The sequence below is a fragment of the Streptomyces sp. NPDC096040 genome (genome assembly GCF_040303265.1).
In the GTDB taxonomy this organism is placed as follows: domain Bacteria; phylum Actinomycetota; class Actinomycetes; order Streptomycetales; family Streptomycetaceae; genus Streptomyces.
The window spans coordinates 40,451-53,303 of the sequence record NZ_JBEOTA010000034.1; the positions used below are offsets into that span (position 1 = coordinate 40,451).

At 70.8% G+C, this 12,853-nt stretch carries 12 protein-coding genes; 6 read left to right on the forward strand and 6 right to left on the reverse strand.

All coding sequences use genetic code 11. The features are described 5' to 3' along the window. Nucleotides 1-69: 69 nt before the first annotated feature. The 3 genes from ABTY98_RS34815 to ABTY98_RS34825 form a co-directional block, all read right to left on the reverse strand. Nucleotides 70-1,017, reverse strand: coding sequence for a beta-ketoacyl-ACP synthase III (locus tag ABTY98_RS34815; RefSeq protein WP_352225098.1), 948 nt, complete (start codon nucleotides 1,015-1,017; stop codon nucleotides 70-72). Between the two features lie 160 nt (nucleotides 1,018-1,177). Next, on the reverse strand, nucleotides 1,178-1,312 hold the full coding sequence (locus ABTY98_RS34820; RefSeq protein WP_352225099.1) for an MFS transporter small subunit: 135 nt from the start codon (nucleotides 1,310-1,312) through the stop codon (nucleotides 1,178-1,180). After that, complete coding sequence (locus tag ABTY98_RS34825) at nucleotides 1,287-2,615, reverse strand: OFA family MFS transporter (protein WP_352225100.1); 1,329 nt, start codon at nucleotides 2,613-2,615, stop codon at nucleotides 1,287-1,289. Before ABTY98_RS34825 ends, ABTY98_RS34820 begins: the two co-directional genes overlap by 26 nt. Before the next feature lie 227 nt (nucleotides 2,616-2,842). Here ABTY98_RS34825 and ABTY98_RS34830 point away from each other — a divergent pair, with 227 nt between their 5' ends. From ABTY98_RS34830 to fdhD, 5 genes are read left to right on the forward strand one after another with little or no spacing between them, the layout of a single operon-like run. Then, complete coding sequence (locus ABTY98_RS34830) at nucleotides 2,843-3,814, forward strand: 2-dehydropantoate 2-reductase (RefSeq protein ID WP_352225101.1); 972 nt, start codon at nucleotides 2,843-2,845, stop codon at nucleotides 3,812-3,814. 44 nt (nucleotides 3,815-3,858) lie between these two features. Further along, nucleotides 3,859-5,790, forward strand: coding sequence for a molybdopterin oxidoreductase family protein (locus tag ABTY98_RS34835; RefSeq protein WP_352225125.1), 1,932 nt, complete (start codon nucleotides 3,859-3,861; stop codon nucleotides 5,788-5,790). A gap of 5 nt (nucleotides 5,791-5,795) precedes the next feature. Beyond that, on the forward strand, nucleotides 5,796-7,613 hold the full coding sequence (locus tag ABTY98_RS34840; RefSeq protein ID WP_352225126.1) for an NADH-ubiquinone oxidoreductase-F iron-sulfur binding region domain-containing protein: 1,818 nt from the start codon (nucleotides 5,796-5,798) through the stop codon (nucleotides 7,611-7,613). Beyond that, on the forward strand, nucleotides 7,610-8,470 hold the full coding sequence (locus tag ABTY98_RS34845; protein ID WP_352225102.1) for a 2Fe-2S iron-sulfur cluster-binding protein: 861 nt from the start codon (nucleotides 7,610-7,612) through the stop codon (nucleotides 8,468-8,470). Before ABTY98_RS34840 ends, ABTY98_RS34845 begins: the two co-directional genes overlap by 4 nt. 7 nt (nucleotides 8,471-8,477) lie before the next feature. Continuing rightward, complete coding sequence (gene fdhD, locus ABTY98_RS34850) at nucleotides 8,478-9,362, forward strand: formate dehydrogenase accessory sulfurtransferase FdhD (protein ID WP_352225103.1); 885 nt, start codon at nucleotides 8,478-8,480, stop codon at nucleotides 9,360-9,362. Nucleotides 9,363-9,433: 71 nt separating this feature from the next. Here the strand turns inward: fdhD and ABTY98_RS34855 are convergent, their stop codons facing one another. Then, nucleotides 9,434-10,258 (reverse strand): LysR family transcriptional regulator, encoded by an 825-nt coding sequence (locus tag ABTY98_RS34855; RefSeq protein ID WP_352225104.1) that lies wholly within the window; start codon nucleotides 10,256-10,258, stop codon nucleotides 9,434-9,436. A 139-nt stretch (nucleotides 10,259-10,397) separates the two neighbouring features. On the opposite strand from ABTY98_RS34855, the gene ABTY98_RS34860 reads away from it, so the two are divergent. Then, nucleotides 10,398-11,117 (forward strand): SDR family oxidoreductase, encoded by a 720-nt coding sequence (locus tag ABTY98_RS34860; protein WP_352225105.1) that lies wholly within the window; start codon nucleotides 10,398-10,400, stop codon nucleotides 11,115-11,117. Between the two features lie 4 nt (nucleotides 11,118-11,121). Here the strand turns inward: ABTY98_RS34860 and ABTY98_RS34865 are convergent, their stop codons facing one another. After that, nucleotides 11,122-11,649 carry an isochorismatase family protein gene (locus tag ABTY98_RS34865; protein WP_352225106.1) on the reverse strand — a complete coding sequence of 176 codons (528 nt, stop codon included), beginning with the start codon at nucleotides 11,647-11,649 and terminating at the stop codon, nucleotides 11,122-11,124. 146 nt (nucleotides 11,650-11,795) lie between these two features. After that, entirely contained in the window at nucleotides 11,796-12,851 is a 1,056-nt protein-coding gene (locus ABTY98_RS34870) for a bile acid:sodium symporter family protein (protein ID WP_352225107.1), read from the reverse strand. Nucleotides 12,852-12,853 lie beyond the last annotated feature (2 nt).

Consider the following 12,853-nt stretch of genomic DNA (forward strand, 5'->3'; position numbering starts at 1 on the left):
TCTACAGTCTACGGCGCACAACTGCCAGAGGAAGCGGGAGTTGGGCACGTCACACCGCAGAACGCGCTCTCAGGGACACCGCACGACCTGCCCCGCGTACGACAGATTGCCACCGAAGCCGAACAGCAGGACCAGGTCTCCGCTGGACACGCTCCCCTGCTCGACCAGCTTGGACAGCGCGAGCGGGATGCTCGCGGCCGAGGTGTTGCCGGATTCGGTGACGTCCCTCGCGACCACTGCGTTGACCGCACCGATCTTCTGGGCGAGCGGCTCGATGATCCGCAGGTTGGCCTGGTGCAGCACGACCGCGGCGAGGTCGACGGGGTCCACCCCGGCCCTCTCGCAGGCGAGCCGGGCGATGGGCGGCAGCTGGGTGGTGGCCCAGCGGTAGACGCTCTGCCCCTCCTGCGCGAACCGGGGCGGGGTGCCCTCGATCCGTACGGCATGGCTCATCTCGGGGACGGAACCCCACAGCACCGGCCCGATGCCTGGCTCCTCACCGGGCCCGCAGGCCTCGACCACGGCCGCGCCCGCCCCGTCGCCGACCAGCACACAGGTCGTACGGTCGGTCCAGTCCGTCACCTCGGACATCTTGTCGGCGCCGATGACCAGGGCACGGGTGGCGGCCCCGGCCCGTACGGTGTGGTCGGCGGTGGCGAGGGCGTGGGTGAAGCCGGCGCAGACGACGTTGACGTCCATCGCGGCGGGCTGCGGGACACCGAGCCGGGCGGCGACGCGTGCGGCGGTGTTCGGGGAGCGGTCGATGGCGGTGGAGGTGGCGACCAGGACCAGGTCGATGTCACCGGGCGTGAGACCGGCGGCGGCCAGGGCCTTGGCCGCGGCGTGCGCGGCGAGTTCGTCGACGGGTTCGTCGGGCCCCGCGATGTGCCGGGTGCGGATGCCCACCCGGCTGCGGATCCACTCGTCACTGGTGTCGACCAGGGCCGCCAGGTCCTCGTTGGTGAGCACCTTGGCGGGCTGGTAGTGGCCGACGGCGGCGATGCGCGAGCCGTTCATGGGTGGTGGGTCCCCCTCGTTGCCTCGGTGTGGGCCCACCAGTCTGTTCAGTGACTCACGGGTACGACGGCATGTAAGGCCACAGGAAACGGGCGCCCGAGTTGTCGGCTTCTTGCAGACCCTCGGACGCCCGGGCATTCTCGTGGTTCAGCCCCTTGGTTCACCCGTTGAACAGCTGTGTGGCTTTCTGTACTAGTTCGTACACTCCGTAGGCGAAGGGCGCGCCCACCCAGAGCCAGGCGACGGCGATCAGCCACCGCCGGTCGGCCTCAGGCCGGCTGCTGTCGTTCGACATCGACGGCCTCCCTGGGTGCGGGGATGTGGTGGCGGACGTTGACGGGCCGGACCAGCTCGTTGGCAATGAACCCTATGACGAGCAGTCCGATCATGATGCCGAAGGACAGGGTGTACAGGTCGGAGCCGTGCTTGCCGGCGTTCTTCTGGTGGTCGGCGATCCAGTTGACGATCAGCGGCCCGAGCACACCGGCCAGGGACCAGGCGGTGAGCAGCCGGCCGTGGATCGCGCCGACCTGGTAGGTGCCGAAGAGGTCCTTCAGATAGGCGGGGACGGTGGCGAAGCCGCCGCCGTAGAAGGAGAGGATCACCAGCGCACAGAGGATGAACAGCGGCTTGGAGGAGTCCCCGAACAGCGTGATGAGCAGGTACATCAACGCGCCGACACCGAGGTAGACGCGGTAGATGTTCTTCCGGCCGATCAGGTCGGAGGTGGACGACCAGCCGATGCGGCCCGCCATGTTGGCGGCGGACAGCAGGGCGACGAACCCGGCCGCCGCGGACACCGTCACCGGGGTGGAGCTGTCGGCGAAGAAGTCCGTGATCATCGGGGCGGCCTTCTCCAGGATGCCTATGCCCGCGGTCACGTTCATGCAGAGCACGACCCACAGGCACCAGAACTGCGGGGTGCGGATCGCGGTGTTCGCCGAGACCTGCACGCCCTCGAAGGCGCTCGGCGCGTCCGCGACCGGCCTCTCGGTGCGCGGTACCCGGATCAGCAGCACGCCAAGGGTCATGAAGACGGCGTACGCCAGTCCGTGCACCAGGAAGGCGAGGGCGATGCCATCGTTGTCACTGCCGAAGGACGAGAGCATCTGCGCGGACCAGGGCGAGGCGATCAGCGCGCCCCCGCCGAAGCCCATGATGGCGATGCCGGTGGCCATGCCGGGCCGGTCCGGGAACCACTTGATCAGGGTGGAGACGGGCGAGATGTAGCCGATGCCGAGGCCGATGCCGCCGACGAAGCCGTAGCCGAGGACGATCAGCCAGTACTGCTTGGTCTCGGCGCCGAGCGCGGAGATCAGGAAGCCGGTGGAGAAGCAGACCAGGGCGACCGTCATGGCCCAGCGCGGTCCGTTGCGCTCGACGAGGGTGCCGCCGAACGCGGCCGACAGACCGAGCATCACGATCGCGAGCTGGAAGGGCAGCGCGCTCTCGGTGCCGCTGAGGTTCAGCGCGGATTCGAGCGGGGGTTTGAAGACGCTCCAGGCGTAGGCCTGGCCGATGGAGAGATGGACGGAGAGGGCGGCGGGCGGGACGAGCCAGCGGCTCCAGCCCGGCGGTGCTACAGGGGGGCTGCTCATGAATCCCGAACGGTAGGGGTGGGTCAGGGTGGTTGAGAACCCAACGGCTGGATCGTATGCGATGAGCGGTGTCCGGAATGCGCCGAACGGTCGCTGTCCGAACCCTTGTCGCCCTCGACTCCATACTGTAGACAATATTTCGTCGACATGATTCGGCCCAGGCACCACAGGATCCGGCCCACGAGAGGCCACCTCCGCGGTATCCCTCAAACCGAACGGAGTGTTCCGTGAAAGTCGCAGTCCTCGGCGCCGGTGCGATCGGCGCCTTCGTCGGCGCCGCGCTCCACCGCGCGGGCGCCGATGTGCATCTCATAGCCCGTGGACCCCACCTGGCGGCCATGAGGCAGTACGGAGTACGGGTGCTGAGCCCGCGGGGTGACTTCACCGCACACGCCCACGCCACCGACGACCCGGCCGAGGTCGGCCCGGTCGACTATGTCTTCCTGGGCCTGAAGGCCAACTCGTACGCGGCGTGCGGGCCGCTGATCGAGCCGCTGCTGCACGAGCGCACGGCGGTGGTCGCCGCCCAGAACGGCATCCCCTGGTGGTACTTCCACCGGCACGGCGGCCCCTACGACGGCCACCGTGTCGAGAGCGTCGACCCGGGCGGCGCGGTCAGCGCCGTGCTCGCCCCCGAACGCGCCGTCGGCTGTGTGGTCTACGCGGCCACCGAGCTGGCGGCCCCGGGCGTGGTACGGCACCTGGAAGGCACCCGGTTCTCGATCGGCGAGCCCGACCGCAGCGTGTCCAGGCGCTGTCAGCGGTTCAGCGAGGCGATGCAGACCGGCGGGCTGAAGTGCCCGGTGGAGCCGGATCTGCGCAACGACATCTGGCTCAAGCTGCTCGGGAACATCTCGTTCAACCCGATCAGTGCGCTGGCCCGGGCCACCATGCGGCAGATGTGCCTGCACGGCGGCACCCGGCGGGTCATCGAGATCATGATGCGCGAGACGCTCTCGGTCGCCGACGCGCTCGGCTGCGAGGTCGGTGTCTCCATCGAGCGCCGGCTCGCGGGCGCCGAGAAGGTGGGCGATCACCGCACCTCCACGCTCCAGGACCTGGAGCGCGGCAAGCCGCTGGAACTCGACGTGCTCCTCGCGGCCGTCGTCGAGCTGGCAGAGATCACCGGCGTGGAGGTGCCCACCCTGCGCACCGTGCACGCCATCTCGGACCTGCTCGCGCTGAGGAGCGCCGCATGAAGAGCACGGAGAGCATGAAGACCACGAAGAGCACGAAGAGCACGATGAGCACGAAGAGCACGCGAAAGCGTGAACCGAAGACCTACACCCGGCTCACCCATCCCCTGGTGCGGGACTCCCGTGACGAGCCGTTCCGGCGGGCGACCTGGGCGGAGGCCCTGGACCGCGCGGCCCGTGGCCTGGACCGCAACCGCGGGGCGTTCGGGATGTTCTCCTGCGCCCGCGCCACCAACGAGATGAACTACGTGGCCCAGAAGTTCGCCCGGGTGGTGATGGGCACCAACAACGTCGACTCCTGCAACCGCACCTGTCACGCGCCGAGCGTCGCCGGTCTTTCGGCCGCCTTCGGCTCCGGCGGCGGCACGTCGTCGTACGAGGAGATCGAGCACACCGACGTCATCGTGATGTGGGGCTCCAACGCCCGCTTCGCGCACCCGATCTTCTTCCAGCACGTGCTGAAGGGGATCAGGAACGGCGCCCGGATGTACGCCGTCGACCCGCGGCGCACCTCGACCGCCGAGTGGGCGGAGGGCTGGCTCGGGCTGAACGTGGGCACGGACATCCCGATGGCGCACGCGATCGGCCGGGAGATCATCCACGCGGGGCTGGCCAACCAGGCGTTCATCGAGCGGGCGACGAGCGGCTTCGAGGAGTACAGGGCGCTCGTCGAGCCGTGGACGCTGTCGCTGGCGGCGAAGGTGACGGGCGTACCGGCCCCCGCGATACGGGAGTTGGCGCACGCCTACGCCCGCGCCGAGGGCGCCCAGCTCTGCTGGACCCTCGGCATCACCGAGCACCACAACGGCACCGACAACGTCCGCGCCCTGATCAACCTCTCCCTGCTCACCGGCCAGGTCGGCCGCTACGGGGCCGGGTTGCAGCCGCTGCGCGGTCAGAACAACGTGCAGGGCGGTGACATGGGCGCCATCCCCAACCGCCTGCCCGGCTTCCAGGACATCCTCGACCCGGACACCCGGCTGAAGTTCGAGTCGGCCTGGGACACGGTCATCCAGCCGCACTACGGGCTGAACCTCACCGAGATGTTCGAGGCGATGGAGGAGGGCACGCTCAAGGCGGTCTACTGCATCGGCGAGAACCCGGCCCAGTCGGAGGCCGACAGCGAACAGGCGATGCGCCGGCTGAGGGCCCTCGACTTCCTGGTCGTCCAGGACATCTTCCTCACGAGGACGGCCGAGTTGGCGGACGTCGTACTGCCCGCTACCGCGGGCTGGGCGGAGACCGAGGGCACCACCACCAACAGCGAACGGCGGGTTCAGCGGGTGCGCAGGGCCGTGACCCCGCCCGGCGAGGCCCGTCAGGACATCGACATCATCTGCGCCCTCGCCACCCGGCTCGGCCACGACTGGAAGTACGCCGACGCGGAGGCCGTCTGGAACGAGCTCAGGTCGGTCTCCCCGGACCACTACGGGATGACGTACGACCGGCTCGTCGAGCACCACGGCATCCAGTGGCCGTGCCCCAGCACCGAGCGCCTCGAACCGGCCTATCTGCACGGCAGGTTGTGGGAGAAGGATCCGGCGCGGCGCGGGATGCCGGCCCCCTTCGGGCTGGTCCAGCACGATCCGCCGGTCGACCTCACCGACGAGGAGTACCCCGTGCGGCTCACCACCGGGCGGCGGCTCGACTCCTACAACACCGGGGTGCAGAGCGGCGGTTACGCCTCCCCGCTGCGGCGCGGCGAGTACATCGAGCTGTGCCCGGAGGACGCCGAGCGGTACGGGGTCACGGTCGGCGAGGAGGTCCGGGTGTCCTCGCGGCGGGGCTCGGTGGTGGCCCCGGTCTGGGTCGACACGGCACTGCGTCCCGGTCTCGCCTTCATGACCATGCACTTTCCCGACGAGGTGGACACCAACCAGCTGACGATCGAGGCCAACTGCCCGATCGCGGGGACGGCGGAGTTCAAGGCGTCGGCGATCCGTATCGAGAAGCTCCCGGTCGCGACCATCGTGAGGTGACGCAAGTGGACCTGCACTTCGGCGACAGCAAACCGACGGACGAGGAACGGGCGGCCGTCGACGCCCTGTTGGGCCCTCCGGAGTCCTCCTGGGAGGGCGCCGACCGTTCCGACGCCGACCTGAGGTGGGCACGCGGGGGCCGCGAGGCCCGGGACCGCCGCGATCTGCTGTTGCCGGGGCTGCACGCGATCAACGACCGCGTCGGCTGGATCAGCGAGGGCGCCCTCGACTACCTGTGCCGACGCCTGACGGTCCCGCCGGCCGAGGCCTACGGCGTGGCCACCTTCTACGCGATGTTCTCCGTCAAGCCCCGTCCGGCTACCGTCCTGCACGTCTGCACGGACCCGGCGTGCGCAGCGGCCGGGGCTCCGGAACTCCGCGCCGGCGTGGAAGAGGGTCTCGGATCCGGAGTGCACCTCGAACACAGCCCCTGCCTGGGCCTGTGCGAGCGCGCTCCAGCCGCCCTCGCGATCCGGGCCGGGGACCCGGTGCGTACGGCGGTGGCGGCGCCGGCGACCGTGGCCGGTGCCGTCCTCGCGGCCACCGCGCCCGACTCGGTACCCGAGGAGCCGGCGGCCGCGACGGCCGTACCCCAGGCCGGTCGGGAGGGCCTCGTCCTCCTCAAGCGGGTCGGCGTGGTCGATCCGTACTCCCTCGACGACTACCGCTCCCACGGCGGCTACACCGCCCTGCGTCAGGCCTTCGGCCTCGGGCCCGCCGGGGTCATCCGCGAGGTCACCGACTCGGGTCTGGTCGGGCGCGGTGGCGCCGCCTTCCCCACCGGCCGGAAATGGCAGGCCACGGCGTCCCAGCCGGACCATCCGCACTACCTCGTCTGCAACGCCGACGAATCCGAGCCGGGCACCTTCAAGGACCGCGTGCTCATGGAGGGCGACCCGTACGCGCTGGTGGAGGCGATGACGATCGCGGCGTACGCGACCGGCGCGCACCGGGGCTTCCTCTACATCCGCGGCGAGTATCCGCGGGCGACACTCCGTATGCAGCATGCGGTCGACCAGGCCCGCTCCCGTGGTCTGCTCGGCGAGGACATCCTCGGCCAGGGCTTCGCCTTCGACATCGAGATCCGGCGCGGTGCGGGAGCGTACGTCTGCGGTGAGGAGACGGCCCTGTTCAACTCCATCGAGGGATACCGGGGCGAGCCGCGCTCGAAGCCGCCGTTCCCGGTGGAGAAGGGACTGTTCGGCAAACCGACGGTCGAGAACAACGTGGAGACGCTGGTCAACGTCCTGCCGGTCCTGACCATGGGCGCCCAGGCGTACGCGGCGATCGGGACCGCCAAGTCCACAGGCCCCAAGCTGTTCTGCGTGTCGGGGAGCGTGGCCCGCCCCGGCATCTACGAGCTCCCCTTCGGTGCCACGCTCGGCGAGCTCCTCCACCTCGCCGGAGTCCGGGACGGCTTGCGGGCTGTACTGCTCGGCGGGGCCGCGGGCGGCTTCGTACGGCCGGACGAACTCGGCATCCCGCTCACCTTCGAGGGCACCAGGGAGGCGGGCACCACGCTCGGCTCGGGCGTGGTCATGGCCTTCGACGACACCGTGCCGCTGCCCCGGCTCCTGCTCCGCATCGCCGAGTTCTTCCGGGACGAGTCCTGCGGGCAGTGTGTCCCGTGCCGGGTGGGGACGGTCCGGCAGGAGGAGGCGCTGCACCGGATCGTCGCGCGCACCGGCGCCGGCGCGGCCGATGACATCGCGCTGCTGCGCGAGGTCGGCCGGGCGATGCGGGACGCCTCGATCTGCGGTCTCGGCCAGACCGCCTGGAACGCCGTGGAATCCGCCATCGACCGTCTGGGGGCATACGAATGACCGTCACACCGCTGGGCATCCCGCGCCGGCTGCTGGAGTTCACCCTCGACGGCCGGCAGGCGCGGGTCCCGGAGGGCTCGACCGTCCTGGACGCCTGCCGGGCGGCCGGGACGGACGTCCCGACGCTGTGCGAGGGCGACACCCTGCGCCCGAAGAACGCCTGCCGGGTGTGCGTGGTCGAGGTGGAGGGTGCCCGGACCCTGGTGCCGGCCTGCTCCCGCAAGGCCGAGCCGGGGATGGTCGTGAGCACCGGCACCGAGCGCGTCCGGCACAGCCGCAGGATCGTCCTGGAGCTGCTGGCCTCCTCGGTGGACCTGTCGACGACCCCGCGCGTCGCCGAGTGGCTCAAGGAGTACGAGGCGAAACCCGGCCGCTTCGGCCCCGACGCGGCCCGGCTCAACGAGGAGCCCAAGGTCGACAACGATCTGTATGTGCGCGACTACGACAAGTGCATCCTCTGCTACAAGTGCGTGGACGCCTGCGGCGACCAGTGGCAGAACAGTTTCGCGATCTCCGTCTCCGGGCGGGGCTTCGACGCCCGGATCGCCGTGGAGCACGACGCCCCGCTGACCGACTCGGCCTGTGTCTACTGCGGGAACTGTGTGGAGGTGTGTCCCACCGGGGCGCTGTCGTTCAGGTCGGAGTTCGACATGCGGGCGGCGGGTACCTGGGACGAGTCGCGGCAGTCGGAGACGACCACCGTGTGCGCGTACTGCGGTGTGGGCTGCAACCTCACGCTCCATGTGCAGGACAATGAGATAGTCAAGGTCACCTCGCCGCACGACAACCCGGTGACCCACGGCAACCTCTGCATCAAGGGCCGTTTCGGCTACCAGCACGTACAGAACCGGGGCTGATCAGAACATGGGACGAGTCACGGAACGACGCAAGGTCATCCGCATCCGCGACGGAGCGGTCTCCGCCCGGCCGGACACGCTCGTCGCCGAGGAACCGCTGGAGATCAGACTCAACGGGAAACCCCTGGCGATCACGATGCGCACGCCCGGCGACGACTTCGCGCTGGCGGCCGGGTTCCTGGTGAGCGAAGGTGTCCTGGCGACCGCCGACGATCTGCAGAACATCGTCTACTGCGCGGGCGCGACGGGTGGGGGCACCTCCCGCTCGAGCGGAGCCGAGAGTGGGGGAGGTTCCAACACCTACAACGTGGTGGACGTGCGGACCACGCCGGGCGTCCGGCTCCCCGACTTCACCCTGGAGCGGAACGTCTACACCTCCTCGTCCTGCGGGTTGTGCGGCAAGGCGAGCCTCGACGCGGTACGTACGACGGCTCGCTGGCCGATCGCCGACACTCCCCCGGTCCGGGTGGAACCCGAGCTGCTCGCGAGCCTCCCCGACCGGCTCCGCGCGTCCCAGCAGGTGTTCGACCGGACCGGGGGGCTGCACGCGGCGGCCCTGTTCACCGAGGAAGGGGAGCTGCTGGACATCCGGGAGGACGTCGGCCGGCACAACGCGGTCGACAAACTGGTCGGGCGGGCCCTGCAGAACGGCTCCCTGCCACTGTCCCGCGCGATCCTGCTGGTCTCCGGCCGGGCCTCCTTCGAGCTGGCGCAGAAGGCGGTGATGGCGGGCATTCCGCTGCTGGCGGCCGTCTCCGCGCCGTCCTCGCTGGCGGTGGACCTGGCGGCGGAGACCGGGCTGACCCTGGTCGGCTTCCTGCGGGGCAGCAACATGAACGTGTACGCGGGCGAGGACCGCATCGCCCTGCGGGCCGCGACCGCCCAGGGCTGACCGGCTCCCCGCGGCACGGCGGCGGGGCCCCGACCGGCGGGGAGCGCCCCCTGCGCCGCAGGGGCCCCGCCTCAGTCGGGCACCGCGACGCCCGCCGCGGCCTCGGCGAACGCGGCGATCAGCGGGGAGCGGCGGCCGGCCGCCCAGGCCAGCAGCACCCGGTCGGGATCGGCGTCGGTGACCGGGACGTAGGCGATGTCCGGGCGGGAGTACTGCTCGGCGACCGACCGGGGCACCATCGTGATGGCGGTGCCGGCGGCCACGCACTCGAACTTCTCCTCGATGGTGCGCAGCGGCAGGTCGCCCGGGCGGGGGTCGTTGTAGCGCACCCACTGCTCGCCCTTGAGGTCGGAGAGTGAGATCTCCTGCTTCCCGGCCAGCCGGTGCCGGTCCGGGAGCATGGCCACGCGGGGCTCGCTGTACAGGGGGCGCAGTTCCAGTCCGTCCGGCCGGACCGGCTGCCGTACGTAGGCGATGTCGACGGTGCCGTCGAGGATCCGTTGCTCCTGGTCGTCCCACTCGACCCGGCACGCCTTGGTCTCGACGTCCGGGTGGGCCGCGGTGAAGGCGCGCAGGGCCTGGGTGACGACGACACCGGCGCGGAAGCCGACGACGAGCCGCCGCCGACCGCGTGCGGCCTGCAGGACGCGGCGCCGGGCGCCGTCGGCGACCGTCAGCAACTGGCGTGCGTCGTCAAGGAGTTGGTGTCCGGCGTCGGTCAGGGTCACGCCGTGGCTGTCCCGTACGAACAGTTCGGCGCCCAGGTCCTTCTCCAGCGCGCGGATCTGACGGCTGAGCACCGGCTGGGCGATGTGCAGCCGCTCGGCCGCCCGGCCGAAGTGGAGGTCTTCGGCGACCGCCACGAAATAGCGGACCTTGCGCAGATCCAGGTCCATGAGCACGGCCCCTTTCCCGGCTGGCGATGCCTTCAGGGTATCGCCACCGGCGAAAGAGGTCTTGGACGGACGATGCCGCCGGGTCGCAGGCTGGAAGCGTCCGAACGGGACAGAACACCAGCTTGGAGAGGGGTCGGTCATGGGTCTGCGGGGACAGCGTGTCGTCGTCATCGGAGGTACGTCGGGCATCGGGCTCGCGATCGCCGAGGGCGCGGCGCGGGAGGGCGCGCGGGTGGTCGTCGCCTCGCGCCGGCAGGAGAGCGTGGACGCGGCACTGAAGGTGCTGCCCGAGGACGCCGAGGGCCATGTGCTGGACGCCACGGACGAGGACGCGGTGCGTGGCTTCTTCGCGGAGATCGGCGGCTACGACCACCTGGTGTTCACGGCGGGTGACTCGCTGCTGCTGGAGACGGTGGCCGAGACGAGCATCGGAGCGGCCCGCCGCTTTCTGGACACCCGTCTGTTCGGCGCGTACACGGCGGTGAAGTACGGCGTCGGGACGATCCGCCCGGGCGGTTCGGTGGTACTGACCACGGGAACGGCGGGGCAGCGGCCGATGCCCGGTTCGAGTGTCGCGTCCGCGCTGTGCGGGGCGATGGAGTCGCTGACCCGGGCGCTGGCCGTGGAGCTGGCGCCGGTGCGGGTCAACGTGGTCTCGCCGGGTGTGGTGCGGACCGAGCTGTGGCGGACGCTGCCGGAGGCGGTCCGGGAGGAGCTGTACCGGTCGTCCGCCGAGTCGCTGCCGGTGGGGCGGATGGGCGAGCCGGCGGATGTCGCGGAGGCGTACCTGTACCTGATGCGCGGGGGGTACAGCACCGGGTCGGTGGTGGTCGTGGACGGGGGCGGAACGCTGGTCTGAGCGGTCAGGCGGGGGTGAGGCGCACGTCGGCTGCGGTCACGACCGTGCCCAGGCGCGGGAAGTCGAGCCGGACGGACGCCTCGTGCTCGGCGGCCGTGAAGGCGGCCATGGCGTCCGCCACGAAGACCAGGTCGTAGCCGAGGTCGGCGGCGGCGCGGGCGGTGGACTCGACGCCGAGGTTGGTGGCGATGCCGCCGAACACCAGGCAGGTGACGCCGAGCCGGCGCAGCCGGGCGTCGAGTTCCGTGCCCTGGAAGCCGCCGATGGTGCGCTTGACGATTTCCACGTCCCCTTCCCTGCGGAGTCCGGCCACCAGTCCGCTGCCCGGCGGCTGCTCGGCGAGCGCGGGCCGTTCGACGCGGAGGAGCACCACGGGTGCGCCGGCCGCGCGGAAGGAGTGGGCCAGCTCCTCGGCGGTGTGCAGGACTTCGGTGCCCTTGCGGGGCTCCAGGGGCAGCGCGACGATGCGGTCCATCAGGTCGACGAGGACGAGAGCGGTGTGCGCCGGATCGAGCGCCAGGGGTGCGGTCATGACGGAACGTTAGCCGTCATCAGCCGTCCGTACCGGAAATCCGGATCAACAGGCCCGTGAACTGGTCGCGTTCGGCAGCCGACAACACGGGTGCCCGAGTCCGGGGCCGGCCTCGGAAAGGCCGTGCCGCCCCCTTGGCCGACGACTCAGCGGCCGCGGGTCCCGGTGCCGACGGCGGGCCGTGACTCCGCCGCAGGAGCGGCGGGGGGCACGGCGTCCTCCTGGGCCTCCGGGTCGTGGGCGCGGCGCTTGGCGATGACCGCGCACACCATGAGCTGCATCTGGTGGAAGAGCATCAGCGGCAGCACGGCCAGCGAGGCGTGGGCGCCGAACAGGACGCTGGCCATCGGCAGTCCGGAGGCGAGGGACTTCTTCGATCCGGCGAACTGGATGGCGATGCGGTCCCCGCGGCCGAAGCCGAGTGCCTTGGCGCCGTACCAGGTCAGGACGAGCATCACGGCGAGCAGCACCGCCTCGACGGCGAGCAGTCCGGCCAGCCGGACGGCGCTGACCTGGTGCCAGATGCCCCGGACCATGCCCTCACTGAACGCGGTGTAGACGACCAGCAGGATCGAGCCGCGGTCGACCAGGCCGAGGACCTTCCTGTGCCGGGCGACGAACTCACCGATCCAGGGGCGCAGCAGCTGTCCGGCGACGAACGGCACCAGCAGCTGGAGCACGATCTTGACGATCGAGTCGGCGGAGAAGCCGCCGCCGCTGCTGCTGCTGCCGAGCAGGCCGGCGGCGAGCAGCGGGGTGAGGACGATGCCGATCAGCGAGGAGAAGGAACCGGCGCAGATCGCGGCGGGCACGTTGCCCCGGGCGATCGAGGTGAAGGCGATCGACGACTGGATGGTCGAGGGCACCAGAGTGAGGAAGAGGAAGCCCTGGTAGAGCGGCTGGGTGAGGAGCACGGGCACCAGACCGCGGGCGGCCAGGCCGAGCACCGGGAAGATCACGAAGGTGCAGACCAGGACCGTGACGTGGAGCCGCCAGTGCCGCAGTCCGTCGACGGCCTCGCGGGTGGAAAGGCGGACGCCGTAGAGGAAGAAGAGAAAGGCGATCGCGGCCGTGGAGGCGCCGGAGGCCACGTCGGCGGCGGTGTCCCGGGCCGGGAGGAGCGCGGCGATGCCCACCGTCCCGAGCAACAGCAGGACGTACGGGTCGATCGGCAGCCAACTGGGCCAGCTCAGGCGTTTCACGG

Coding starts and splice junctions, on each gene's coding strand:
- ABTY98_RS34815 (WP_352225098.1), bottom strand. CDS start 1,017: ATGAACGGCTCGCGCATCGCCGCCGTCGGCCACTACCAGCCCGCCAAG.
- ABTY98_RS34820 (WP_352225099.1), bottom strand. CDS start 1,312: ATGTCGAACGACAGCAGCCGGCCTGAGGCCGACCGGCGGTGGCTGATC.
- ABTY98_RS34825 (WP_352225100.1), bottom strand. CDS start 2,615: ATGAGCAGCCCCCCTGTAGCACCGCCGGGCTGGAGCCGCTGGCTCGTC.
- ABTY98_RS34835 (WP_352225125.1), top strand. CDS start 3,859: ATGAGCACGAAGAGCACGCGAAAGCGTGAACCGAAGACCTACACCCGG.
- ABTY98_RS34845 (WP_352225102.1), top strand. CDS start 7,610: ATGACCGTCACACCGCTGGGCATCCCGCGCCGGCTGCTGGAGTTCACC.
- fdhD (WP_352225103.1), top strand. CDS start 8,478: ATGGGACGAGTCACGGAACGACGCAAGGTCATCCGCATCCGCGACGGA.
- ABTY98_RS34855 (WP_352225104.1), bottom strand. CDS start 10,258: ATGGACCTGGATCTGCGCAAGGTCCGCTATTTCGTGGCGGTCGCCGAA.
- ABTY98_RS34860 (WP_352225105.1), top strand. CDS start 10,398: ATGGGTCTGCGGGGACAGCGTGTCGTCGTCATCGGAGGTACGTCGGGC.
- ABTY98_RS34865 (WP_352225106.1), bottom strand. CDS start 11,649: ATGACCGCACCCCTGGCGCTCGATCCGGCGCACACCGCTCTCGTCCTC.